This window comes from Rhizobium phaseoli (assembly GCF_003985125.1).
Taxonomy (GTDB): Bacteria; Pseudomonadota; Alphaproteobacteria; order Rhizobiales; family Rhizobiaceae; genus Rhizobium; species Rhizobium phaseoli.
The window spans coordinates 61,432-85,820 of record NZ_ML133582.1; the positions used below are offsets into that span (position 1 = coordinate 61,432).

Below are 24,389 nucleotides of genomic sequence, written 5' to 3' on the forward strand. Positions count from 1 at the left end.
GATGGTCGTCCGCCATCCCAGATCTGCTACGCTTTCCCTGCTCTCCTTTCTGCGAACAGGAGCGCTCGGGCCGCTTACGCGTGGCGCGACGATGCGCGAGGTCTCGGAATTTCTGGGACCGCCCGACTGGTGGATGGATGGCGGAAGCGAGGCGCCCGTGCCTCTACTCTGGGGCTACCGGCCCTTTCTCGAAATCCGCTTCGAGTCGGAGCCGCCCTATCTGCTGCAGACCATCAAGGTGCCGCAGCTTCCGCCGCCGGATAAGAAATATATTCGCATTGCACGCCTTCGCATCGCAACCGGTGGGTTCCACGATCAAATGCGACTCTCGGATTTCTTGCGCCGGGACATCTGGGGGGATGACGAAATCGTCGTAGGCAGTTGTGCCGGCGGGAATCCTGTTGTCGACATTTGCACGGCGAACACCCGGTTGGTCTGGTCAATGTCGGCAGGGAGCGAAGAAATCCTGAGTCGGGAAAGCGAGGGCGGCCTATCGAAGGCGGCTTACATGGCCCGGCGCCACCAACTCTCCGATGGATTCTTCGGTATCTATTCCGCTCTTTCGCCACAACTCGATCGTGCGCCGCAAGACGGATGGGAAAACTTTTCGGCTGATCAATATCTCGCGCTGGCGGGCAATGTTGAAACTGTCGTGAAATAGCGGTGGGCTATACATGATAACGCAGTCGTTATCTCTGTCTGCTGTGCTCCTTTAGCGTTTCATTAACCATAATCTCCTTAGCTTGCGACATCATCTTGACGCACTAAGGACACATTCATGACGATCTCCCGCCGGGGCTTTCTGATTGCTCTGCCGTTTGTCGTGGCCGGTTGCTCTTCGACAGGCTTGAACAGCCAGACCAATTACGCCGCACTTCCGGATGAAAAATTTCCGTTGAAGCAGGTGCCGATCGACAAGATCAAGCCGGAGCTGCGCCGCCAGGAGGTGGCCTACGAAACCACGCATGCGGCGGGCACGATCGTCGTCGATACGCCGGCGCGCCGCGCTTACTATGTCCTCGGCGACGGCAGGGCGATGCGCTACGGTGTCGGGGTCGGCCGCGAGGGGCTGGCCTTTGCCGGTGACGCCTATATCGGCCGCAAGGCCGAATGGCCGAGCTGGACACCGACGGAAAACATGCAGCGCCGCGAAGAACGCTATCGCAAGCTTGCCGGCGGCATGCCCGGCGGCCCGAACAATCCGCTCGGCGCTCGCGCTATGTATCTCTATCGCGGGGGCGGCGACACGCATTTCCGCATTCACGGCACCAACCAGCCGCAGTCGATCGGGCTCGCCATGTCGAGCGGCTGTATCCGCATGATGAACCATGACGTGATCGACCTCTATGACCGCGTCGAAGTCGGCGCCAGGGTCGTCGTCATCCAGGCTTGAACGGGCAAAATCAGGCCATTGAAAAAGCCGCCGCAGCGATGGCTGCCGGCGGCTTCCATATTATTTGATGGTGGCCGATGGTCAGCGACGTGCCGCGATCCCGGTGGAAAGCGCCACGCCGATGCCGGTGACGACAGCCGCGCTGACCTCGGCAATGCCGACCGTTTCGCCGAGCAGCAAGCCGCCGCCCAGCGTCGCCAGCACCGGCGTCAGCGCCGTGAAGGCGGCGGCCTGCGTGCCGCCGAGAGTTCTGACCGCGGTGCCGTAGGCGAGCATGGCGACGAGGCCGGAAAGAATGCCCTGGCTCAACGCCTGCAGGCCGATTTCCTGCAGGGGCGCCTGCGGCAGTGAGATGCCGAAGATCAGCGCCAGCGCTCCCATGATCAGGAAGGACCAGACGGCGATGAGCGCGCTCGCCTGCAGGGCCGTCAGGCCGGAGCGGCGGAAGGCATGCGTATAGCTCGCCCACAGAAGAGCGCCGGCCGGCAGCAGCACGAAACTTGTCCATGGCAGCGAGGCGTCGGCAAGGCTGCGGGTCAGCAGGATCAGCACGCCGGCAACGATTGCGACCAGCCCGGCAATACGTGTGCTGTCAGGCCTCTCGGCAAACAGCCCAACCCCGATCAGCGCTGTGGCGAGCGGCATGGAGCCGCCGAGCAGAATGCCCGACGAGGCAGCCGGCGTCGAATGGATTGCGAAGGTGGTCAGCAGAAAGAAGACGGCGCCGGAACCGGACACCATGATCACGAGCAGATGAAGCGGCAGGCCCTTCGGCAGCAGTCCCGTCCTCAGCCACACGGGCGAAAGCACGAGGGCCGGAATGCCGAAACGGATCAGCCCGATATCGATCGAGCCGAGCGGCGTTGCCGCGCTGTGGCGGGTGACGAGAAACCATGTCGCCCAGATCAGCACGGTAACAGCGCCGCCGGCATAACCCAGTGCCTGCGATGGCGACTTGTCGTTGGTAAATGCAATGGTGGTCATCGTCCTGTCCCTTCCTTCATCCGGAGCCTTCCGGTCGAGGAAAAGATTAGATCAGGAGGGTGGGGCATGTCCTTGCTATCTGTGGCTTGAAAATCGTGCTAAGCGCAATCTTCTGCCAATCGACGCCGCCGAGGATCACGAAAATGCCAAATCTCGATAAATTCGATATCGCCATCCTGAAGTGCCTGCAGGAGGATGCGCGCGCCACCAATGTCGAAATCGCCGAGAAGGTGAACCTTTCGCCGTCGCCCTGCCTGCGCCGCATCCGCAACCTCGAACGCTCCGGCATCATCCGCGGCTACACCGCCGATATCGACCGCAAGGAAGTTGGCCTCGGCCTGACGGTCTTCGTCGAATTCAAGGTCGTCCACCACAGCCGCGAGAATTCCGAGGCCCAGCAGAAGGCGCTGCTCGCCATTCCCGAGATCGTCTCCTGCTTCCTGATATCAGGCACCGCCGATTTCCTCGCCGAAGTGGTGGTGGAGGATCTCGCCGCCTATGAACGGCTTCTGACCGAAACGCTGCTGACCTTGCCGAATGTCAGCGACATCCGCTCCAACTTCGCCATCCGCAGCATCAAGACGCACGGGCCGCTGAAGCTGCCGGAGGGAAAATAATCCCTCGGGCTTATGCCGTCTGCAGACCTAAAGCAGCGTCCCGCTGAGGATGAGCAGCGCCACCGAGAAGTAGATGACGAGCCCGGTGACGTCGACGAGCGTGGCGACGAACGGGGCCGAGGCGCTGGCCGGATCGAGCCGCAGCTTCTGCAGCACGAAGGGCAGCATCGAGCCGCAGATCGAGCCGAATGTGACGATCCCGATCAGGGCGGCAAACACCGTGATGGCGACCATCTGCCAGTGCGGGCCGTAATCATAAAACCCGGCCGACTGCCAGAAGACGATGCGGACGAAGCCGACGAGACCGAGGATGGCGCCGAGCACGATGCCGGTCGGCAGTTCGCGCAACAGCACCTTCCACCAGTCCGAAAGCTTCAGCTCGCCGAGCGCCAGGGCCCGGATGATCAGCGACGTCGCCTGCGACCCGGAATTGCCGCCCGAGCTCATGATCAGCGGGATGAACAGGGTCAGCACCACGGCCTTTTCCAACTCGCCCTCGAAATGCTGCATGGCGCTTGCCGTCAGCATCTCGCCGAGGAACAGGGCGGCGAGCCAGCCGGCGCGCTTGCGGATCATGCCGGCAAAGCCGATCTTCATATAGGGCTGGCCGAGCGCCTCCATGCCGCCGAACTTCTGGGCCGCTTCCGTCGTGTCCGAGATCATCGTATCGATCACGTCGTCGACGGTGACGATGCCGAGCATCTGCCCATGCTCGTCGGTCACCGGCAAGGCGAGCAGGTCGTGCTTGCGGATCAGCCGGGCGACATCCTCCTGTTTCATCAGCGGATCGGCCGAAACCGGCGTGCCCTTCTGCGCCACCGAGAGAATGGAAGCCTCAGGCTCGCCGGTGATCAGGCGGCGCAGCGTCACCACATGCATGAGCGCATGGCTGGCCTCGTCGAGCACATAGATGGCGTAGACGGTTTCGCGCGAGCGTTCGACTTGGCGCACATGATCGAGCGTCTGGGCAACGGTCCAGCTGTCCGGCACGCTGACGAATTCCGTCGTCATGATGCCGCCGGCCGTGCGCGGCGGATAGCCCATCAGATGCTGGATCGCGATGCGCACCGGCTCGTCGAGGCTGGAGAACAGGCGGGCGCGGGTCTCGCCGTCGAGTTCGAGCAGCACGTCGGCGACGCGGTCATTCGACATGCCGTGCAGCAGCCGGGCGGCATCCTCGGCGCTGATCAGCGCCAGGATCTCGGCGGCGTTGCGAAGCTCCGGCCGGTCGAGAATGTTGACGGCATAGTCGAGCGGCATGCCTGACAGGACGCGGCCGGCATCCTGGATGCTGAGCGCGTTCAACGCATCGACGCGTTCGGCGATCGTTGCGCCGCGGCTGTTGTTGATGAAGGCGCGGGCGGCATGGCCTGCCCGAAGTGGGAAGCGGTTGAAATTCATTGAGGCTCGCCTTTCCGTCGATCCGCCGTAGCGTCCGACGGGCGAGCCGACAGGAGTCGGTCAGCGCACGGGGGCCGCGTACGGCAAAGGCAATCGACTGCTACTGTCGCTTGGCATCGCTAAGATGGCTCCGTTAAAATCCGTGGCAGGACGGGTGTCATCCACGTGTCATGCTAGGTGGTCCCGAATGCGAAAAGAGTCAAGCGGGGTAGATGCTTAACGCCAGAATGTCGCACCCTCGAGCGGGTGGCTAGTCATGGCTCAGACGGCCTGCGGGCTTCGGCCGCGACGTTCCAGCCGGAACGATGCTGCGAAGACGAAGAGGCCGAGGAAGGAGAGTGCGGCGCCGACGTAACCGGTTGCCGCAAAGCCATAGCCCCAGGCGATGACGAGGCCGCCGAGCCAGGCGCCGATCGCATTGGCGATGTTGAAGGCGGAATGGTTGGAGGCGGCAGCCAGCGTCTGCGCGTCGGCGGCGACGTCCATCAGCCGCGTCTGCAGCGCCGGGCCGGCGGCGAAACCGCAGCCGACGAGGAAAACGGAGAGGCCGAGCATATAGGGGTTGGCCGCGGTCAGCGCAAAGGTGGTGAGCACGACGATATTATAGATGAGCGAGCCGCCGATCGTGCCGAGCAGCGATTTGTCGGCCAGCCACGAGCCGATGAAATTGCCGGCATTCATGCCGACGCCGAAAAGGACCAGCATGATCGGAACCGCGCTTTCCGGCAGCATCGCCACCTTCGTCGTTGTCGAGGCGATATAGCTGAACATGGCGAACATGCCGCCGTAGCCGACGGCGGCGATGCCGAGCGTCAGCCAGACCTGCGGCCGCCGGAAGGCGCCGAGCTCGCGCAGGAAGCTCGCTTCTTCGGAAACCGTGTCCTTCGGAACATAGATCCAGATCAGCGCAACGGTCAGCAGGCCGACGGCGCCGACCGTCAGAAACGCCACCTGCCAGTCGAGCGACTGGCCGAAGAGCGTCGTTGCCGGCGTGCCCAGAAGGGTGGCCACCGTCAATCCGAGCATGACGCGCCCGACGGCGCGTGCGCGCCGATGCGCAGGCACCATCGAGGCGGCGACGAGGGCGGCGACGCCGAAATAGGCGCCGTGCGGCAGGCCGGTGACGAAGCGCAGGAATGTGAAGGATTCGAAGGTCGGGGCCACGGCGCTGAGGATATTGCCAATGGCGAAGACCAGCATCAGCGTCAAAAGCAGCGTGCGGCGCGCCATCTTCGCGGCGAGCACGGCAATGACCGGCGCCCCGACGACGACGCCGAGCGCATAGGCGCTGATGACATAGCCGGCCTGCGGCGTCGTGACGGAGAAAGTCTCGGCGACGTTGGGCAGCAGTCCCATGATCGCGAATTCGCCGGTGCCGATGCCGAAGCCGCCGCAGGCGAGGGCCAGTTGAACCAAGGCTACGGTCGTTGCCGAAGGCAGCCCGTCCTCCGGCTGGGTTCCAACGGACTCATTGATGGCGATCTCACTCATGAGAGCTCCTCGGGACGGTTTTCTGCTTGGCAATGCCCCAGGCGCGAACGCCGCCGCGAGGCAATCGTGATACATGGCGGGAAGTGGAGATGATTTCTCCGATATCTGATCTATCCGTGATATACCGGCAGGCGTCGAGTGCATTTTTCGCAGTGCAGCGTCCTGCTATGTGCATATGTCCGTTGCAATATTTGCATCCCTGCTATTCTTGCGGAAAAGCGGCTGTGCTTGAAATCCCCAATGCCGCAACCATCTCAGGGGCAAAGGCAGGAGCATTTCCGCGCCAGGGACGGGAGCCCTTATGAAGCTTGTAGGCTTTTTCAATCGCGACGGCGGCACCTTCAGGACCACCGACATGGTGGCCTACGAAAAGAGGGCGGAGGCGGCCTTTCGGGATGCCGGGCATGATTTCGATGCCATTGTCTTTTCGGGCAAGGAAATCATTCCCGCGATGGAACGGGCCGCCAAGCGCGATGATATCGACGGCATCGTCGCCGGCGGTGGCGACGGCACGATTTCGGCGGCGGCGTCGATCGCCTGGAAGAACGGCATCGCGCTCGGCGTCGTGCCGGCCGGCACGATGAACCTTTTTGCCCGCTCGCTGCGCGTGCCGCTCGATATCTGGCAGGCGCTTGACGTATTGGCGTCCGGGGAGGTCGATAACGTCGATATCGCCAGCGCCAACGGCCGGCCTTTCATCCATCAGTTTTCGGCCGGTCTGCATGCCCGCATGGTGCGCTACCGCAATGCCTACAGCTATCGCTCGCGCCTCGGCAAAATACGGGCAAGCACCAAGGCCGCTCTCGGCGTGATCTTCAATCCGCCTGAGTTCGAGGTCGAATTCGAGGCCGCCGGCATGCGCGAGCGCCGCTGGGTCTCGGCGATCTCGGTCTCCAACAATCCCTTCGGCGAGAATGCGCTGCTCTATGCCGATAATCTCAGAAGCGGCGAACTCGGCTTCTATACGGCAAATCCGCTGAAACCCCTCGGCGTCGCCCGTCTTGCCCTGGACATGCTGCGTGGCAAGGTCCGTGAGAATGCCGACGTCATGGTGATGCATCCGGCCGAGGTACACCTGCATTTCCCGAAACTGCGCCGCAAGGCCAATTGCGTCATGGACGGCGAATTGTTGCCGCTCCAACGCGATGTTTCGATCCGCCTGCATCCCGGCGAGTTGAAGGTCCTCGTCAAGCAGGGGCTGGCCGCCCAGGTGGATGCCGATGAGCGCCGCGAGCCTGCGGCCTGAACACCGGAGGCTTCAGAGCCGCGGCAGGTAGGTGCGATAATCGAAATCCGAGACGGTGCGCAGATGCGCGAGCGCTTCCTTGCGCTTGGTGTCACCGTAAAGCACCTGATATCGCGTGCCGAAAATATCGGCGATGAAGGGTGAGGCACGGAAGCTCTCGACCGCGCTCAGGAAATCATGCGTCAGCCGCGTCGTATTGGCTGGCGTGTGGGAGGGCGTCGTCTCTTCGCCGGGATCGAGTTCGCGATCGAGACCGGCAAGCATGCCGCCGAGGATCGCCGCAAGCAGCAGATAGGGATTGGCGTCGGCGCCGGCGACGCGGTGCTCGATACGGGCGGCCGGCCCATCCGTGTCGGGTATGCGGATCGCCGTGCCGCGATGGCCGTTACCCCAGGTCAGATCGACCGGCGCGAACGAGCCGGGTTGGAAGCGACGATAGGAATTGGCAAAGGGAGCGAAAACCAGCTGCGCCGCGCGCATGCTGTCGAGCAGGCCTGCCGTGACCGATTTCAGCAGCTTGGGCTCGCCACCCCTAGCATCGAGGATGTTGCGGCCCTGGCTGTCGACGATGCTCGCATGCACATGCAGGCCGGAGCCGGCATGGTCGGAATAAGGTTTTGCCATGCAGGTCGATTTCAGCCCGTGGCGGCGCGCCGCCTGCTCGGCGATGCGCTTCAAATAGAGGCAATCGTCGGCGGCGGCCAGCGCATCGGCGCGGTGCGTGAGGTTGACTTCGAACTGGCCCGGGCCGAATTCCGCCGTCGTCGCATCCGCCGGCAGTCCCTGCACCTTGGCGTAGGCCCTCAGCGTCTGCAGATAGTCCTCGAGCGCATCGACGGCACTCATGTCGTAGAGCTGGAAGCCGTTCGGCTCGCCGCGATAGGTGAGGCTTTCGGGCGGAGAGGGGCGGCCGGTTTCGCGCCAGTCGCCCGACATCACGTAGAATTCCAGCTCGGTGGCGACGACAGGCGTCAGCCCACGGCTGCGGTAGCGCTCGACCACGGAAGCGAGGATGGCGCGCGGATCCATGAAGCTCGGGCTGCCGTCGAATTCGTGCATGGTGGCAAGCACCTGCATCGAGCCCTCCGGCGCCCAGGGCATCGGCGCGAGGCTGCGCCGGTCGGCAACGACCATGCCGTCGGGATCGCCGATCGTCAGCGACAGGCCGGTGATATCGTCATTGTCGTCGCCCCATATGTCGAGCGACTGCGTCGAGGTCGGAAGGCGGATCTCGCCGGCCCAGGCCTTGCTTTCGGCGCCTGATGGAAGCTGTTTGCCGCGCAACTCGCCGTTCATGCCGACGATCAGGATCTCGAAACGCGGGTCGCCACCGGCCTTGCCGTCCATCCTGTCGCTCGCCATGACCTTGAAAATCCTCTGGGACAAGGCCAAGCTCCTATCCCATCGATAGCAGCCTTTCAATCCGCGAGGGTCTTTTACCAGCCATGCCCGACACTTACCCGGCCTCGAACCTTGCCGCGATCGACGCAGCCCATCATCTGCACCCCTTCGCCGATATGAAGAAGCTGAACGCCGATGGCGCCCGCATCATCCAGCGCGGCGAGGGCGTCCATATCTTCGACGATCGCGGCCGGAAATATCTCGATGGTTTCGCCGGCCTCTGGTGCGTCAATATCGGCTATGGCCGCCGGGAAATCGGCGAGGCCGTCGCAAGACAGATGAACGAGCTGCCCTATTACAACACCTTCTTCGGCACGACCTCGACCCCGACGGCGCTGCTGGCGCAGAAGGTGACGTCGCATGCGGGCGCGCGGTTCAACCATATCTTCTTCACCGGCTCCGGTTCGGAAGCGAACGACACCTGGTTCCGCATGGCTCGCGTCTACTGGAGCGCCGTCGGCAAGCCGTCGAAGAAGATCGTGATCGCGAGAAAGAACGGCTATCACGGCTCGACCGTTGCCGGCGCCAGCCTCGGCGGCATGAAATATATGCACGAGCAGGGCGACCTGCCGATCCCGGGAATCGTCCATATCGGCCAGCCCTACTGGTACGGCGAGGGCGGCGATCTCGCGCCCGATGAATTCGGCCTCAAGGTCGCTCGCGAGCTTGAAGCGAAGATCGACGAGCTTGGCGAGGAGAATGTCGCCGCCTTCGTCGCCGAGCCGGTGCAGGGGGCGGCCGGCGTCATCATCCCGCCAGAAACCTACTGGCCGGAGATCGATCGCATCTGCAAGGCGCGCAATATCCTGCTGGTGACCGACGAGGTGATCTGCGGTTTCGGCCGCCTGGGTGCCTGGTTCGGCCATCAGCATTTCGGCGTCGAGCCGGATCTGGCGCCGATCGCCAAGGGTCTCTCCTCGGGTTACCTGCCGATCGGCGGCGTGCTCGTCAGCGACAAGATCGCCGACGTGCTGATCAATGACGTCGGCGAGTTCAACCACGGCTTCACGTATTCCGGCCACCCGGTCTGTGCGGCAGCGGCACTCGAAAACCTGCGCATCATCGAGGAGGAAGGGCTGGTCGAACGCGTGCGCGACGATATCGGCCCCTATTTCGGCAAGGCCTGGGCGGCTCTGGCCGACCATGATCTCGTCGGCGAGGCTCAGAGTATCGGCCTGATGGGCGGCCTGCAGCTGGCCGCGGAGAAGAGCACGCGCACCCGTTATGACAAGCCCGATCGGATCGGCGCTCTCGTGCGCAACCATGCGCTCGCAAATGGCCTCGTGCTGCGCGCCACCGGCGACCGCATGCTGGCCTCGCCGCCGCTCGTCATCACCCACGCGGAGGTGAACGAGATGGCGCGAATTACCAAGCTGGCGCTGGATTTGGCCTGGAAGGAGCTGAAAGCGTGATGTCGCTCAGCCTGGCCGATTCCTCCTCCTGTCTACGTGTGAAGACGCTTAGCGTCGAGTTTGGCGAGAACGTCAGCCCACTCTCCGTCATCCCAGGCCTTGTACACTTATCCCGGCCATTCGGTATATGCGATCGCCGCACTCCTAACTCTACTCAGTCCGGCTGGCCGACCCAGGCATAGCCGAAACGATACCGATCGTCGCCGCGACCGTAGAAATAGGGTGCGTCGACCACCGCCGCCTCGGGTGCCGCTATGCCGAGATTGGCTTGGAGCCATTGGGCCATGGCCGGCGGAAGCGCTTCGCTGCCCCCCTTCGGCGGTATCAGCCAGACGAGGAGAAGCGGGCGCCGGCCAGCAAGATCCGGGTGGAAGCCGGGATAGTCGACGGAGAGCACAGGCACGCCGGGAATATCCTGCCTGAGATTGCCGGCGAGCAGGCTGTCGCCGGCAAGGATTGCCGCCGGCTCGGCCTGTTTGCGCAGGTTTTCCAACATCGTGGCATAGGGCCTGTTCAATCGTTCGTAATGGCCGGTGAAGCGTGCGGCGGCGACGCTGCCATAAAGAACAGCCGGCACGCCGATCATGATGACGGCGACGACGGGCATGAAGCGCCGGAAAGCCTTGCCGGTCTCGATGCCTGCCGCCTCGACCTTCAGGCAGAAATAGAGCGGCAGGATGAAGAGCATCGGCACCAGCCAGCGATCTTTGATGCCGGCAGCCCCGCCGAAGACGATCAACAGCAGGATGCCGGCCAGGAAGACGAGCATCATCCGCTCGATGAGCCGCGTCCAGTCCGAGCCGGCGGCAAGCGCCGGACGAAGTCCCTTGCCGAAGACGACCGCAAACACCGCCACCGTCAATCCGGCAAAGCTGATGACCGCGAGAGCAAGCGAGCCGACACCCATGGCCACCTGCATGAGATGGCTCGCATGACCGCTCGCGGTCATCTTCTCCAGAGTGCGGGCGGTGGCGAAATCGAGATTGTCTTTCAGCCAGAAGAGATGCGGCAGGGTGATGACGAGCGCCACGGCAATGGTCACCACCAGCCGCCGGTCGAAGATCCGCGGCCGCAGGCGCGCATCCGGCAGCGCGGCGATTAGGGCGGCAGCCGGCAGGATGGCGAAATTATATTTGGCAAGCAGGCCGAAACCGATGCCGACGCCGGCGACGAGATAGGAGGCAAGACTCGGCTGCTTCAGGCTGCGGATGAAGCCGTAGAAGAAGATGCTGGCCGAGAAGAACACCGCGACCGTGTGGGTGAGGTCGCGCTGCATCTCGAAAGCCATCTGCGGGATCGTCAGCAGCCCGAGCGTTGCCATCGCAACCAGCGCCTTGTCGCGCAGGACGAGCCGCGCCGTCAGGCCGTACAGCAGGTAGGAGATGAAGAGCAGAAGGTTCTTGACGACGGACAGGGCGACAAGCGAGACGCCGGCAAACTGGAAGACGCCATATTGAAGCCAGTTGTAGAAGGGCGGTTGCGGGCCGTAGCCGGCGGCCAGCCATTGCGAGCGGAAGACCTGTTCGGCCTCGTCGAGATCGAGCGAATGCGAGGTCGCGAACCGCACACCGATCTGAAGCGTGAAATAGGCCGCCAGCAGCACGAAAATCCATCGCATATCGCGAAGGTTGGTCTCGGTCATCTATCTTGCCCCCGGCCGGACCCAGGCGTAACCGAGCGCGAAATTGTCGCCTAGGCGGCCAAAATAATAGGGAAGCGACAGCGAGCCGATCTCTTGCGGCACGATGCCCGCCGCCGTCAGCGCCGATGAAAACCGCTCCGGCATGGCGGCATCCGCGGCCGTCGCCGTCTTCTTGCCGCGCCAGACGATCAGCACCGGCCCCTTGGCCTCGGCATAGGCCGGAATTCCCAAGGCCGGGAAATCCGGTATCACCACGGGCACATCGGGAAGCTGCAGACGCATGTTTCCGGCAACATAGGGTTCGGAAGCAATCACCAGCGCAGGTTCGGCCTGCCGGGTCATTTCGCGGGCGAGATCGGCCATCGGCACATTCGGTCGGCTGTAGGTGCCGATCAGCCCGGCGCCGACCACGCGAAAGCCGAGCGCGATCAATATGCAGGCCATCAGCACCGGAACGACCGGCCGGAAGCGGCGCAGCCCGGCGGAAAGATCGAGCCCGCCCGCCTGCATCTTTGCCAGGAAATAGATCGGCAGCACCAGCAGGAAAGGGTCGAGCCAGCGCTCACGCACCGTGGTGGAGCCGGTGAACAGCACGATCAGAACGATGCCGGCAAGGCTTGCCAGCATCATCCGCTCCATCATCCCGGTCCAGCGGTTTCCGGCTGAAAGCATCAGGACAAAATCCTGGCGGAAGGCGGCTGCGAAGATGGCGACCGGCAGCGCGGCAAAGGCGATGATGGCGATGAGAAAGGCGAGGAGGCCTTTGCCGATCCGTGTGATACCGGCGGGTTCGTTGCCGGCGGCCATCTTGACCAGAGTATCGGAGGAGGCGAATGCGAGATTGCCCTGCAGCCAGATCGCGTGCGGCAGGATGATGACGAGCGCGACGCCAATCGCGATCAGCATGCGCCAGTCGAGCGCCCTGCGCCGCCATTCGGCGTCAGGCAGGATGGCAATCAGCGCGACCGCCGGCATCAAAGCGAAATTGTACTTCGAGATCAGCCCGATGCCCGTTGCAAGCCCGAGCAGCAGGTAGCTGCCGACGCCGGGCCGGTCGAGCGTTCGAAAAAAGCCGTAGAGGAACAGGGAACTGGCAAAGAGCAGCGCCGTGGTGTGAGTCAGGTCCTGCTGGGCCATGTAGGAGACCTGGGGCAGGGTGATCAGCGCCAGCATGCCGATGGCGGCGAGCGCCTGGTCCTTCAGCGCTTCGCGCCCGGCGAGGCCGTAAAAGACGTAACAGAGGAAGAGCAGGATATTCTTCGGCACAACAAGCGCGCCGATCGACATGCCCGTCACCGAAACGATGGCATATTGCATCCAGTTGTAGAAGGGCGGCTGCGGGCCGTAGCCCGCCAGCAGATATTGCGAAAAGAAGGATTGCTCGGCCTCGTCAAGCTCCAGCGAATGCGGAAGCGCGATGCGCAGCGCGATGTTCAGCACGAAATAGGCTGCCAGCAGCAGCGCCGCGGTTCCGATCGTCCTCGTCGCGCGTTCCAGCATCGTGCCGCCGGCTTAGGCTTGATCGTCGAAGATCTGCCGCACGATATAGTTCGGGGAGGCGTCGTCACGATAATAAGTGCGTGCGATCATTTCCGCCAGAATGCCGGTGGTGATCATCTGCACCGACGACAGCAGCAGCACGACGCCGACCATCAGCATCGGCCTCGTGCCGATATCATTGCCCATGATGAATTTGTCGAAACCGAGATAAAGCAGGATCAGCATGGCGACAGCGCCGAGGCCGAGACCCAGCGAGCCGAAGAAATGCCCCGGCCGCGCCTTGTAGCGCATGAAGAACATCACCGACAGCAGGTCGAGGATGACGCGGAAGGTGCGCGAAATTCCGTATTTCGAGACGCCGTGCTCGCGGGCATGGTGGGTGACGACCATCTCGCCGATACGCGAGCTCGGCACGACGCCGGCAACCCAGGCCGGAATGAAGCGGTGCATCTCGCCCATCAGCTTCACCTGCTTAATGATCGAGGCACGATAGATCTTCAGGCTGCAGCCGTAATCGTGCAACTTGACGCCGGTGATGCGGCCGATCAGGTAGTTGGCGCACCAGGAGGGGATCTTGCGCAGGAGCAGGCCGTCTTGGCGGTTCTTGCGCCAGCCGACCAGCAGGTCGAGTTCGCGCCGCTCGAGCTCCGAGACCATCGCAGGAATATCCTTCGGATCATTCTGCAGGTCGCCGTCCATCGTCGCGATCAGCCGGCCCCGGGCGGTGTCGATACCGGCCTGCATGGCGGCGGTCTGGCCGAAATTGCGCTGCAGCTCGACGATTCTGAGCGCCAGCCCCTCGCGCCCGACGAACTTGCGGGCGTTGACGAGCGTCGCATCGGTGCTACCGTCGTCGACGAGGATCAGTTCCCAGCGATGGGGATATTGGCCCATCGCCGCCAGGATGCGTTCGACCAGCGGACCGACGCTTTCCTCTTCGTTGAAAACGGGCACGACCAGCGACAGCTCGAGCGATTGTACCGGATCATTCGTGCCGCGAATGGGCTCTACCGTTGTCTGCAACTTTCATCTCCAAAAGGCCGGGCGGCCTGGCAATCCTTACTGCCGCCACCGCGTTTGCGGAAGCCTACTACATGAAGTGTCCGTCCGTTGCCAGCGGACAATGCCGGTTTCCCTCTCCCGGGCCGCCGCAACGCTATTGCGCGCCGCCCTCGACCCAGGAGTAGCCGATGGAAAAGGTATGTTTGCCGTCACCGAAAAGATAGGGCAGCGTCAGCGTATTTATCTCTTTCAGATGAATGCCCGATCTCACGAGATCATTGGCGAAGCTGGGCGAAATGGTCGGGTCGCTTGCCGTCTCGCCGCGCCAGACAACGAGCACGGGTCCCTTCGCAGCCGCATATTCGGGAACCCCGGGACCGGGGAAGAACGGGATCACGACAGGGACGTCGGGAAACTCCAGCTTCATATTGCCCGCAACGAACTTGGTTCCCGCGACGATGAGAACCGGTTTGCGGGTCGCAGTCAGTTCGGTCACGTAGTTGGCGAAGGGGACGTTCGTTCTCGTATAGGTGCCGATATATTGAATGGCGACGATGCGCAGCAGAAGGATCGACAGGATGACGATCATGAAGACCGGCACTACCGGCCGGAAGCGGGCAAGGCCGGCGGAAAGATCGAGACCTGCGGTTTCGAGCTTCAGGAACAGATAGATCAGCAGGACGAGCAGGCACGGGTCGAGCCAGCGCTCATGGATATCGCTGGCGCCGGCGAAGACGACGATACCGGCGAAGGCGAGCAGGCTGACAACGATCATCCGTTCGATCACCCGGATCATCGGGCTGGACGAAGAGAGTGCCCGAATGAAATTCCGTCGGAAGGCCGCTGCGACGACAATGATCGGCAGGGCAACGAAGCCGAGGACAGCGATGACGAGGGAGAGCAGTCCCTGTCGGATGCGGGGAAGGCCGGCGGCGGCCTCATGCTCGGCGGTCATCCGCTCCAGTGTCGGGGCCGAAGCGTTGGTGAGATTATCGGGCAGCCAGAGTGCATGCGGCAGGACGATCAGAATGGCGATGACGATCGCCGGCAGCAGACGCCAGTCGAACAGGCGACCGCGCCACTTCCGCTCCGGCAGGACGGCGATGAAGGCGGCAAATGGCAAAATGGCGAAATTATATTTGGAGATGAGCCCGATGCCGGTGGCGATGCCGATGACGAGATAACTGCCGATCGTCGGCTGGCGCAGCGTCCGGAAAAAGCCGAAGAGGAACAGCGAGGTGGCAAACAGCAGAGCAACGGTATGAGTGAGCTCGCGCTGCGCCATCAGGCCGACTTGCGGCAGGGTAATCAGGCTCAGCATGGCGATGGGCGGGAGCAAACGGCTCTTCAGCACCTCGCGGGCCGCCAGACCGTAGAAAAGATAGCAGCCGAACAGAATGATGTTTTTCGGAACCGAGAGCGCCCACATCGTAATGCCGGTCACCGAAACGATGGCGTACTGGATCCAGTTATAGAAGGGCGGCTGCGGGCCGTAGCCGGCCAGGAGATATTGTGAGTAAAACGCCTGCTCCGCCTCGTCGAGATCGAGCGTATGCGGCAGGGCGATGCGGAGCGCGATGTTCAGCAGGAAATAGACTGCCAGAAAAATAGCGGCGCTCGTCAAGCTTTTGGTAATGCGCTCCAACATCGATCTCCAAGTCAAGCCGGCAAGGCGTCGTCATCTGTCGGGCTGTGGCGCGGATCGTCGGTGTGAAGCGATCTCGCCGCCATTGCCACGAACTCCGCCGTTGTGCGCAACCTTCATTTCTCCTAAAACGCCTGGCGACGAAACCAAGACCATGCCGACGCCAAGCGAGGAATGCCTACTACATGAAGAGTTCGATCGTTGAAAGCCAGCAGTCCTGGTTTATGCGCAATCGCATGACGGCGCTGACGGTCGTTATTGTCGCAGCCTATGCGCTCTTCGTGCAATGGTTCTGGGGGTGGCCCGTCATCATCCGCCAATGGGCCGATGTCGGGGCAGGTCCGGTGATCGGAGCGCTCGTGGCGCTGACCGGTACCTATTTCCTGCGCACCTGGCGCATCTACGACTATTTTCCGAAGGAGACCGCGGGGCGATTTGCAACGCTTTTCCGGGTCACGCAAATTCACAATCTCCTGAACATCATGCTGCCCTTCCGGACCGGCGAAACCAGCTTTCCCCTGTTGATGCGTACCGAATTCGGCATTCCGCTGACGCGCGGAACCTCGGCACTCCTAGTCATGCGGCTGCTCGACCTGCATGCTCTGTTGGCGGCTGCCGGCATCGGCTTTGCGCTTGCCGCGGCCGATGCTCTCGTCGCATGGTCGCTTTGGGCGGCCTTCCTGCTGCTGCCGGTCGCAGCCTTCGCCGCGCGCAGGCCGCTGTTGCGCGGCGCCGCCAGGCTGTTGCCTGCTAAGGCGCAGAAATTGGTTGTCGAGATCGAAAACGGCTTGCCGCTCGGCGCCGCAGCCTTTGCACGCGCCTGGGCGATGACCATCGTCAACTGGCTGGTGAAGGTGATCGTGCTTGCCTGGGCGCTCGGCCTGATGGGCGTTGTACCGATGGCGGCGAGCTTCGGCGGCGCGCTTGGCGGCGAACTCTCTTCCGTCCTGCCGGTGCACGCGCCGGGCGGGGTCGGCACCTATCCGGCGGGCATCACCGCCGGCGCCATTGCGCTCGGAGCGTCGAGCGAGCGGGCGGCGCTGGCTGCACTGGCGCAGGCGAGCGTCAATGCCCATCTGCTGATCATCGTCTCGGCGCTGACGGGCACGGCGATCTCACTGCCGCTCGGACGCCGCGGCAAGCGCTGAAATCCGTTTCCTCAAGAATGCCTGCTCCGGCTCCTGCCGGCAGAGCGACAAGGCCGTCTCATAGGCTGCGATCGCCTCTTCTCGCCGGCCGAGCCGGCGCAGGAAGTCGGCCCGGGCCGAATGGGCGAGGTGATAGGCCTGCAGCTCCCGGCGCCCCAGAATGGCATCGATCAGATCCAGCCCCTTCGCCGGCCCTTCGGCCATTGAAATCGCCACGGCGCGGTTGAGCTCGACGACAGGTGAGGGCTGGGCTGCCAGAAGCAGATCGTAATAGAAGGCAATCCGCCGCCAGTCGGTTTGCCCGGCGGTCGGCACCTTCGCATGTTCGGCGGCGATCGCCGCCTGCACCGTATAGGTGCCGATCTCTTCTGTCCGCATTGCCTTGGCCAGGAGTGCCAGGCCTTCCGAGATCTTGGCGCGGTCCCAGAGCGAGCGGTCCTGATCGGCAAGCAGCACCAGTGCTTCCTCCTTGCTGCTGCGCGCGCTGCGACGGGAATCCTGCAGCAGCATCAGGGCCAGAAGTCCGCAAACGTCGGGATGCGGCAGCAGTGCCAGCAGCAGCCGCGCCAGCCGGATGGCCTCGCCGGTCAGATCGGCGCGAACGACCGCGTCTCCCGAAGAGGCGGAATAGCCTTCGTTGAAGACGAGATAGATGACATGCAGCACCCGGTCGAGCCGTTCGGGTAGCGCCTCGCGGCCCGGCACTTCGTAAGGGACGTTCGCAGCCCGGATCCTGCCTTTGGCGCGCACGATCCGCTGGGCGACCGTCGGCGCCGGAATGAGGAAGGCATGGGCGATCTCTTCGGTGGTCAGTCCGCAGATTTCCCGAAGCGCCAACGCCATCTGCGCATCGGCGGGAATAACGGGATGGCAACAGGTGAAGACCAGCCGCAGCATATCGTCTTCGATCGCTTCCATGTCGCCGATCTCCGTTTCGTCGACCGTGTAGAGACTGTCCTCGATGTGCTGCTGCGAGGCATCGAAGCGCGCCCGGCGGCGGATTGCATCGATTGCCTTGAAACGTCCCGTCGAAACGAGCCAAGCGAAAGGGTTGCCGGGAATGCCGTCAGCCGGCCAGGTCCGCGCCGCCGCGGCAAAGGCGTCGTGCAGCGCTTCCTCGGCCCGGTCGAAATCGCCGAGCAGACGAATCAGCGTCGCCAGAACCCGGCGCGATTGCGATCGGTAGATTTCCTCGATCACGCGTTCCAACAGGCGATCCTCACTCTGGCAGGGTGAGCAGCCTCACCGGACGCAATTCGATCGATCCGACGCGGACGCTTGGAATGTCCGCGACGACCTTCCGCGCCTCTTCGAGATCGGCTGCCTCGATGATGTAGATGCCAGCCAGATGTTCCTTGGTCTCGACGTAAGGGCCATCGGTCGAAGACAGAATGCCATGGCGCACTCTCAGGACCGAGGCGCTGTCGGGACCTTCCAATGCATCGGAATGGATCATGATGCCTTTGCGTTGAAGCTCCTCGTCATACTGGAAATGCGCCCTTACGAGATCGTCGCCCTCGGCCTGACTGAGCGTGCCATCCATATCGGCGGGATTATAGATGAGGCAGACGAAGCGCATGGCTATCTCCCATCCTTGATCGAATAGGCGGGTCTGATTTCGATCGACGCATATTTGAGGATCGGGAAGGTGGAAATGATTGCTTTCGCTTCATCCATGTCCTTGGCCTCGATCACCACGAACCCACCGAGATGCTCCTTGATTTCGGCGAAGGGACCATCTGTAGCGGCGACAATGCCATTGCGAACGCGGAGCGTTACGGCTCGCTCGGGTTCATAAAGCGCCAGCGCGCTCAGCATGTGACCGCTGTCGCGCCAATGGTCGTCGCTGACGATGCACTCCTGCGTGACCGCGTCCCATTCCTCCTGCGTGACTTTGCTGCTCTTTTCGGTATCGAACCAGACCTGACCCAGAAACTTCATTGCGTGACCTCCTCAGCCGAATTCATGGATGGGGCGAACTTCGATCGCGCCGAGTTTCGCTAGCGGGATGCCAGCCGCAACCCGGATCGCGTCATTGAGATCCTTGGCCTCGATCAGGATGAAGCCGCCAAGCGCTTCCTTGGTCTCGGCGAAGGGGCCGTCCGTCACCGACATCTCGCCATGGCGCACCCTCACGGTTACCGCTGATTTCGGCGACTGCAGCGCCTGGGCGACGATCATATGTCCGCTTTCGACGAGATCTCTGTCGTAGTTCAAGGAATTCGCGTCGAGTTCGGCCTTCTCCTCTTTCGTCATGGCGCCGAGTATCGCGCCATCGAACCAGACCTGGCAGAGATATTTCATCGCAGGCAGCCTCCTTTGCGGTGTTCCATATGCCTGGACGAACGATCGCCGCGCATTTCGACAGCGGCGGGAAAAATAATTTGTGCCGGTCCGGTGTCGAAATCGCAAGGCAGCACTCGACAAGGCTTCATCGAAACCTGTCGAGGAGAACGGCAATGAGTATTCTTGAAATCGCGCTCGCAAGCCAGATCTGGGCTCGCCGCCATGAGAAGCGCCGTCCGGCGTTCGACGAAAGCGATGGGCTGAAGATTCTCTCACGCACCGCTTTCGCCATCGTCGGCTTCACCCTGTTGATAGCAGGGCTGAACGCTGCTGCCGGCAGGCCTCAGGTGGTTGACCAGCACGCGGCACCCGTCGTCGCAGGCAGATGAGGAAACGGCCTATTGGAAGGCTGTTTCGAAGAAGCTGCGCAGCTTGCGCGAATGCAGGGCTTCCTTCGGCATGGCGGCGAGCTTCTGCACGGCGCGGATGCCGATCTGCAGATGCTGGTTGACCTGCGTGCGATAGAAGGCCGTCGCCATGCCCGGCAGCTTCAATTCCCCGTGCAGCGGCTTGTCGGAGACGCAGAGCAGCGTGCCGTAAGGCACGCGGAAGCGGAACCCGTTGGCGGCGATCGTTGCCGATTCCATGTCGAGTGCGATGGCGCGCGCCTGCGACAGCCGCTTCACCGGCCCGCGTTGGTCACGCAGTTCCCAGTTGCGGTTGTCGATGGTGCCGACGGTGCCGGTGCGCATGATGCGCTTCAGCTCGAAGCCCTCGTAGCCGGTAATTTCGGCGACGGCGGCCTCCAGCGCCACTTGCACTTCGGCGAGCGCCGGGATCGGCACCCAGACCGGCAGGTCGTCGTCAAGCACATGGTCCTCGCGCATATAGGCATGGGCAAGGACGTAATCGCCGAGCCGCTGGCTGTTGCGCAGGCCGGCGCAGTGGCCGAGCATCAGCCAGGCATGCGGGCGCAACACGGCGACATGGTCGGTGATCGTCTTGGCGTTGGAGGGACCGACGCCGATATTGATCATGGTGATCCCGGCATGGCCTTTCTTCTTCAGATGGTAGGCCGGCATCTGCGGCAGGCGGGCAAGCGTCGCATCCGTTTCCGGCACGTTCGAGCCGGGCAGGGTGACGATGTTGCCGGGCTCGACGAAGGCCGTATAACCGTCGCCGCCCTCGGCCATCAGCTTGCGCGCCCAGTTGCAGAATTCGTCGATATAGAACTGGTAGTTCGTGAACAGCACGAAATTCTGGAAATGCTCGGCATGCGTCGCCGTATAATGCGACAGCCGGGCCAGCGAATAATCGATACGCTGGGCGGTGAACGGCGCAAGCGGCGAAGGCTCGCCCGGCGGCGGGATATATTCGCCGTTGGCGATCTCGTCATCGGTGGTGTTGAGGTCCGGCGTGTCGAAGATATCGCGCATCGGGACGTCGACGAAGGCGGAGGCTGAAGCTTCCACATGCGCGCCCTCGCCAAAGGCGAAGTGCAGCGGAATCGGCGTCGTCGATTCCGAGACGATCACCGGAACATTGTGGCTCTTCATCAGCAGCGACAGCTGCTCCTTCAGGTAATGCTTGAAGAGCTTCGGTCGGGTGACCGTCGTCGTGTAGATGCCGGGCGCCGTGACGTGGCCGTAGGAGAGGCGCGAATCGACATGGCCGAAGCTGGTCGTCTCGATGCTCACCTGCGGATAGAAGGCGCGGTAGCGCGAGGCGATCGGAGCGCCTTGGGCAAGCTCGGTAAAGCTCTCGATCAGGAACGCCGTATTCCGTTCGTAAAGCGCGGTCAGCGTCTCGACGGCCTTGGCCGGATCATCGAAACTCTCAGGCTGGAAAGGGGATGGAGAGGAAATGTCGAGGGGCGACAAAGGGGAGATTCGTTTGTTCATGACGCATTATAGAGAGTTGTTTTTGACAAGCAAACGACGTGCGCCGGCGGAAATCGATTTTTTATCTTCTTCCGTGTCTGTACCGTTCACCGCACCGTCGGCGCGCAGAAGGTCCCGTTTCTCTCCAGGCAGGTATAGTTCGCACCGAAATGCGACTGCGTACCGCCGCCGCCTTCATGCACGACAACCGCCGAAAATGTGATCGCGAAGATCGCTGCGAACAGCGTGATGATGCTGAAACGTCTTGCCAGAATGTAGAGGTTCATCTCATGCCCCGATACGCAACCTAACCATGACATGAGTTTTGCCATGCGACGGCTGAACGAGTGCTGAGATGCCGGTTCATCCAGCGTTCAGCTTACGGGGCAGGGTCGGGCCGATTGTCGTGAAGATCGGCGAGCCGAGAAAGCTTCGAGGTATGCCGACATTCCAGCCGGCATACCTGGCCATTTTGCGACGCTCGCCGCGTCGGCCTTATCGCATCAGAGCCGCGTCCAGGTTTGCGACTTGCAGAGAACTTTCAGGACGCAGCCTTGCATCCGCAGCGAATTGCCGGAAACCTTGCCCGAGCCGCTATAGGTCTTGTCGGCGGCCGGATCGGTGATCTCGCCAGCGTAGCTGCCGCCGGTGCCGGCAAGCGTACCGATCTTCCGGCCGGTGTATTTGCCGGTTTTCAGCGTCACGCAGTAGCTGCCGCCGCAGGCCGCGATCACCGCCGTTTCGCCCGAGGCGGTTTTCCAATTGCCGACGATCGGCTCTTCGGCATGCGCCGTGCCCGCGATCACTGCGAGGGCGCCGGCGAGAATCAAGCTGCGGATCATCTTTTCCTCCCTGATGTCCTTTTGACCGGCCGCGAAAATAACTGACGCGAACGTAAAGGTAAATATGGCTGATCGGCTATCGCCGGAGTTCGCCGAAAGCAGCTGAAGAGGAGGTTTTTTGTAGCTTTAAGAGATGCCGCGTGATCGGCAGCTCCGTTTATCGAACCCCTCTCTGGGGCAGTAGAATCTTGCGGTTCAAGCGCGCTAGATCGTCTCTTGCTGTATGGATCGATTCCACGATGCCCGTGTTAGTGTGCAGCGCCCTCATGGAGACGTTGAAGTGACACTTCTTTCTCCCGCGCATCCAGCACACCGATGGAGCAAAATCAGATGGCTCGCCGTTGTCTAACTTCACATAGATTATGAAGCCCCCAACGCTGAACCAGATCATGCGTCGGTCGTCGACTACATCGACAGAAGGCGTCACGTAATAGAATACGTCATGCGGGTCATCGAAAGCACTTACGGACAAGAGGTCTCGTTCAAGGAAAACGTCAATTGTCGAGGGTACGGGCGCGTCGTGAAAGCAGACCAGCTCGAGAGACTCTCGAAAATGTCCTACTTTAATCACGGATGGATTGTCTTCCGGGAGCGAGGCGTACTTCCAAAGGATTCCGCAAGCGAAGCGGACAAAGTCGTCGACCTTCTCCACGCGAAAGCGGTATGTGCCAGAGTTGATGTGTGAAGTGGTTCCAGTTTTTGTGCCGATTTTCACAAGCCGCAGTTGCTTCAGGAGAGCTAAAGCACTCTCCTCATATTTTCCAAGGATACCGTCACATTTGCCGCAAAGGAGATCTGGTGCGTATCTTCCGGTGTTCGACTGAAGTTTCACCCCTTTATCGTTATGTACGAGCATATGTTTCTCATCCGCTTTCGGGTGAAAGAAGATTTCCTTGACGAATGCCTCAGGTATAAGATGAGAATTAATCGTAGGAATGGAACTACATATTTTGCAGGTGCCTGAAAAAGTACTTTTCTTTTGACGGCCCATTCTCGCGCTCTCAATTTACGCAGCTGAAAGTATGAGTATAGATACTTTTGCTGACAGTGATTTTGCTGTCAGCTTTTTGTTTTCGACGACGCTTTTCCTTTTGCGGGAGGAACTGGCTTGGCGAACTCCCAAGGCAGGCCATGACTCGCATCTGAAAGGCTTTGAGCGAATTTGTCCTGCTTCATCGTTAAATCGCAACGCTGGAGCACGATAAAGTAAACCGCTTCCACGATCGACTGTAGCGTGTTCACATCCTGCCAGAGCACATCGCGTTTACCTGCGTGGACAACGGCTGAGCGGAGCCCATAGAGGGATTTCACACGATTGTAAACGGACACTCGATCCGCGAGCTTCTGCGTGTAAATTACGGAGACGTGACGGCTTATCGTCTGCGTTACGGGGTCATTCTTATCATTGGAGGTAAGAAGGGCCTCGACAGCTGTGAAAAACGATAACAATTGCTCGGCCCTATCCGATACCTGACGGCCGCGCGTCAACCAGCCAAGCCCCTGCGCAACTCGCATGGCAAGCGACTTGTTCGGCGGATCAAACAAGACGTTAGCTCTTTGTTGGCAGCTCGTGGATTGGATATCTTTCGCCACCTTTTTGTTAATGTCATAGATGGCGGGAAGCTTTTTTCCTCCGGTGAAAGAGTGTTCGCCATGGAAGGTTACGTGTGGCGCACCAAGTGAAGCTGGCAGGGTGGGGTGGGGTTCAATTTGGCCCAGTTTCGGATACCTAACCGACCAGTGCCTAGAACTTAGGCGCATGAAGCTGACGGCAACATCGATTAGCCATTTCGCTTCTTCGGGCACGTTCTCTTTGGTCGCGGGAACATCGACAACCCACACCATGCGGGGCATCCCGACCAAATACGTCCCGGTCGAAAGGATAGACTGGTTCGGGTAATCCCCTGGAGCGAGCCGAATTTTTGTGATGCCTGCGAGAGGTGTCTCTGTCCCAGCATCCTCGCAGGTCATGCTTCTCACTCGACCAAGCTTAACAATGCCGGCAAACCCGTCATGCGACACGAGATAATTTGCTTCAATGCGGGTATAGACCTTGGAAAGCTCCTCGAGCAGGGTATCAACCAACGTCTTCGCTGACGCCTTTAGAATGTCGCCGTCAGCATCACCGCCGTTCTCGTTCGACCTTGCGATGACATAGCCTTGCGCTGCCTTCTGAATAAGTGTGCCGATAGTTAGCTCATGTGCGGCTCGAGCTTTGAGGAGCCGCGCCGCTAAATGGGTGAATTCGGCTTTGGCTTCCAAATAAGGCTTGGTGAAATAGACCATGAAGCCGTCGAAGAACGTGAACCCATAGTCGTCGTCATCTTTGACAAGCATCCCTGGTTCGAACTGAGCAAGGCCCTCGACGAATGCCGAAATTGCTGTGGAAGCTTGAGCGAGAAGGGCTGCTTTCTGGGCGGGATCGAAGTTTGTTTTCTTTGTAGCGACTTTGGACATGCTGCAATCGACCGATCGGAAGGCACCGTTATTTCTCAAAAG

General features: G+C 61.5%; 24 protein-coding genes. 7 read left to right on the forward strand and 17 right to left on the reverse strand.

Features of this window, described 5'->3' with window-relative positions; translation table 11 throughout:
- The first annotated feature begins 91 nt into the window (after window positions 1-91).
- The gene (locus tag EFD56_RS24095) at window positions 92-661 is read left to right on the forward strand and encodes a hypothetical protein (protein WP_125461090.1); all 570 of its coding nucleotides are present in this window, start codon (window positions 92-94) and stop codon (window positions 659-661) included.
- Window positions 662-778: 117 nt separating this feature from the next.
- On the forward strand, window positions 779-1,393 hold the full coding sequence (locus EFD56_RS24100; RefSeq protein WP_004672572.1) for a L,D-transpeptidase: 615 nt from the start codon (window positions 779-781) through the stop codon (window positions 1,391-1,393).
- 81 nt (window positions 1,394-1,474) lie between these two features.
- Here EFD56_RS24100 and EFD56_RS24105 read toward each other — a convergent pair whose 3' ends face one another.
- Window positions 1,475-2,377: a DMT family transporter gene (locus EFD56_RS24105; protein ID WP_126906486.1), complete on the reverse strand. Its 903-nt coding sequence runs from the start codon at window positions 2,375-2,377 to the stop codon at window positions 1,475-1,477.
- A 143-nt stretch (window positions 2,378-2,520) separates the two neighbouring features.
- Between EFD56_RS24105 and EFD56_RS24110 the strand changes: the two genes are divergently transcribed.
- Window positions 2,521-2,994 (forward strand): Lrp/AsnC family transcriptional regulator, encoded by a 474-nt coding sequence (locus EFD56_RS24110; RefSeq protein ID WP_003587651.1) that lies wholly within the window; start codon window positions 2,521-2,523, stop codon window positions 2,992-2,994.
- A gap of 27 nt (window positions 2,995-3,021) precedes the next feature.
- Here the strand turns inward: EFD56_RS24110 and mgtE are convergent, their stop codons facing one another.
- The gene (gene mgtE / locus EFD56_RS24115; protein WP_126906487.1) at window positions 3,022-4,395 is read right to left on the reverse strand and encodes a magnesium transporter; all 1,374 of its coding nucleotides are present in this window, start codon (window positions 4,393-4,395) and stop codon (window positions 3,022-3,024) included.
- 261 nt (window positions 4,396-4,656) lie between these two features.
- Window positions 4,657-5,886 carry an MFS transporter gene (locus tag EFD56_RS24120; RefSeq protein ID WP_126906488.1) on the reverse strand — a complete coding sequence of 410 codons (1,230 nt, stop codon included), beginning with the start codon at window positions 5,884-5,886 and terminating at the stop codon, window positions 4,657-4,659.
- A 301-nt stretch (window positions 5,887-6,187) separates the two neighbouring features.
- On the opposite strand from EFD56_RS24120, the gene EFD56_RS24125 reads away from it, so the two are divergent.
- The gene (locus EFD56_RS24125) at window positions 6,188-7,132 is read left to right on the forward strand and encodes a diacylglycerol/lipid kinase family protein (RefSeq protein ID WP_004675005.1); all 945 of its coding nucleotides are present in this window, start codon (window positions 6,188-6,190) and stop codon (window positions 7,130-7,132) included.
- Between the two features lie 12 nt (window positions 7,133-7,144).
- On the opposite strand, the gene EFD56_RS24130 is transcribed toward EFD56_RS24125, so the two are convergent.
- On the reverse strand, window positions 7,145-8,494 hold the full coding sequence (locus EFD56_RS24130) for a glutamine synthetase family protein (protein ID WP_126906524.1): 1,350 nt from the start codon (window positions 8,492-8,494) through the stop codon (window positions 7,145-7,147).
- A gap of 83 nt (window positions 8,495-8,577) precedes the next feature.
- On the opposite strand from EFD56_RS24130, the gene EFD56_RS24135 reads away from it, so the two are divergent.
- A complete protein-coding gene (locus tag EFD56_RS24135; protein ID WP_126906489.1) occupies window positions 8,578-9,945 on the forward strand; it encodes an aspartate aminotransferase family protein in 1,368 nt (455 codons plus the stop codon).
- A gap of 154 nt (window positions 9,946-10,099) precedes the next feature.
- Here the strand turns inward: EFD56_RS24135 and EFD56_RS24140 are convergent, their stop codons facing one another.
- The 4 genes from EFD56_RS24140 to EFD56_RS24155 all read right to left on the reverse strand — a co-directional run bounded on the left by EFD56_RS24140 (window position 10,100) and on the right by EFD56_RS24155 (window position 15,737).
- Window positions 10,100-11,587 carry a glycosyltransferase family 39 protein gene (locus EFD56_RS24140; protein ID WP_126906490.1) on the reverse strand — a complete coding sequence of 496 codons (1,488 nt, stop codon included), beginning with the start codon at window positions 11,585-11,587 and terminating at the stop codon, window positions 10,100-10,102.
- On the reverse strand, window positions 11,588-13,087 hold the full coding sequence (locus EFD56_RS24145) for an ArnT family glycosyltransferase (RefSeq protein ID WP_126906491.1): 1,500 nt from the start codon (window positions 13,085-13,087) through the stop codon (window positions 11,588-11,590).
- A gap of 12 nt (window positions 13,088-13,099) precedes the next feature.
- Complete coding sequence (locus EFD56_RS24150; RefSeq protein ID WP_064827251.1) at window positions 13,100-14,110, reverse strand: glycosyltransferase family 2 protein; 1,011 nt, start codon at window positions 14,108-14,110, stop codon at window positions 13,100-13,102.
- 133 nt (window positions 14,111-14,243) lie between these two features.
- Window positions 14,244-15,737 carry an ArnT family glycosyltransferase gene (locus EFD56_RS24155; RefSeq protein WP_126906492.1) on the reverse strand — a complete coding sequence of 498 codons (1,494 nt, stop codon included), beginning with the start codon at window positions 15,735-15,737 and terminating at the stop codon, window positions 14,244-14,246.
- A gap of 182 nt (window positions 15,738-15,919) precedes the next feature.
- Between EFD56_RS24155 and EFD56_RS24160 the strand changes: the two genes are divergently transcribed.
- Window positions 15,920-16,882 (forward strand): lysylphosphatidylglycerol synthase domain-containing protein, encoded by a 963-nt coding sequence (locus EFD56_RS24160; protein ID WP_126906493.1) that lies wholly within the window; start codon window positions 15,920-15,922, stop codon window positions 16,880-16,882.
- Here the strand turns inward: EFD56_RS24160 and EFD56_RS24165 are convergent.
- The 4 genes from EFD56_RS24165 to EFD56_RS24180 are packed head-to-tail and all read right to left on the reverse strand — an operon-like array spanning window position 16,850 to window position 19,186.
- Complete coding sequence (locus tag EFD56_RS24165) at window positions 16,850-18,091, reverse strand: RNA polymerase sigma factor (RefSeq protein WP_126906494.1); 1,242 nt, start codon at window positions 18,089-18,091, stop codon at window positions 16,850-16,852. The two genes, EFD56_RS24160 and EFD56_RS24165, sit on opposite strands and share 33 nt — an antisense overlap.
- A gap of 10 nt (window positions 18,092-18,101) precedes the next feature.
- Window positions 18,102-18,461 carry a YciI family protein gene (locus tag EFD56_RS24170; protein ID WP_126906495.1) on the reverse strand — a complete coding sequence of 120 codons (360 nt, stop codon included), beginning with the start codon at window positions 18,459-18,461 and terminating at the stop codon, window positions 18,102-18,104.
- Window positions 18,462-18,463: 2 nt separating this feature from the next.
- Complete coding sequence (locus EFD56_RS24175) at window positions 18,464-18,823, reverse strand: YciI family protein (protein ID WP_126906496.1); 360 nt, start codon at window positions 18,821-18,823, stop codon at window positions 18,464-18,466.
- Window positions 18,824-18,835: 12 nt separating this feature from the next.
- Complete coding sequence (locus EFD56_RS24180; RefSeq protein WP_126906497.1) at window positions 18,836-19,186, reverse strand: YciI family protein; 351 nt, start codon at window positions 19,184-19,186, stop codon at window positions 18,836-18,838.
- 155 nt (window positions 19,187-19,341) lie between these two features.
- Here EFD56_RS24180 and EFD56_RS24185 point away from each other — a divergent pair, with 155 nt between their 5' ends.
- Entirely contained in the window at window positions 19,342-19,557 is a 216-nt protein-coding gene (locus EFD56_RS24185) for a hypothetical protein (RefSeq protein WP_010022928.1), read from the forward strand.
- Between the two features lie 9 nt (window positions 19,558-19,566).
- Here EFD56_RS24185 and amn read toward each other — a convergent pair whose 3' ends face one another.
- From amn to EFD56_RS24210, 5 genes are all read right to left on the reverse strand, one after another.
- Window positions 19,567-21,069: an AMP nucleosidase gene (amn, locus tag EFD56_RS24190; protein WP_126906498.1), complete on the reverse strand. Its 1,503-nt coding sequence runs from the start codon at window positions 21,067-21,069 to the stop codon at window positions 19,567-19,569.
- An 86-nt stretch (window positions 21,070-21,155) separates the two neighbouring features.
- Window positions 21,156-21,335, reverse strand: a complete 180-nt coding sequence (locus tag EFD56_RS24195; RefSeq protein ID WP_010009317.1) for a hypothetical protein — start codon at window positions 21,333-21,335, stop codon at window positions 21,156-21,158.
- 216 nt (window positions 21,336-21,551) lie between these two features.
- Window positions 21,552-21,890 carry a DUF2147 domain-containing protein gene (locus EFD56_RS24200; protein ID WP_097541750.1) on the reverse strand — a complete coding sequence of 113 codons (339 nt, stop codon included), beginning with the start codon at window positions 21,888-21,890 and terminating at the stop codon, window positions 21,552-21,554.
- Window positions 21,891-22,047: 157 nt separating this feature from the next.
- Complete coding sequence (locus EFD56_RS24205) at window positions 22,048-22,881, reverse strand: hypothetical protein (RefSeq protein WP_126906499.1); 834 nt, start codon at window positions 22,879-22,881, stop codon at window positions 22,048-22,050.
- 68 nt (window positions 22,882-22,949) lie between these two features.
- A complete protein-coding gene (locus tag EFD56_RS24210; protein WP_126906500.1) occupies window positions 22,950-24,347 on the reverse strand; it encodes a HEPN domain-containing protein in 1,398 nt (465 codons plus the stop codon).
- Between the last annotated feature and the right edge of the window lie 42 nt (window positions 24,348-24,389).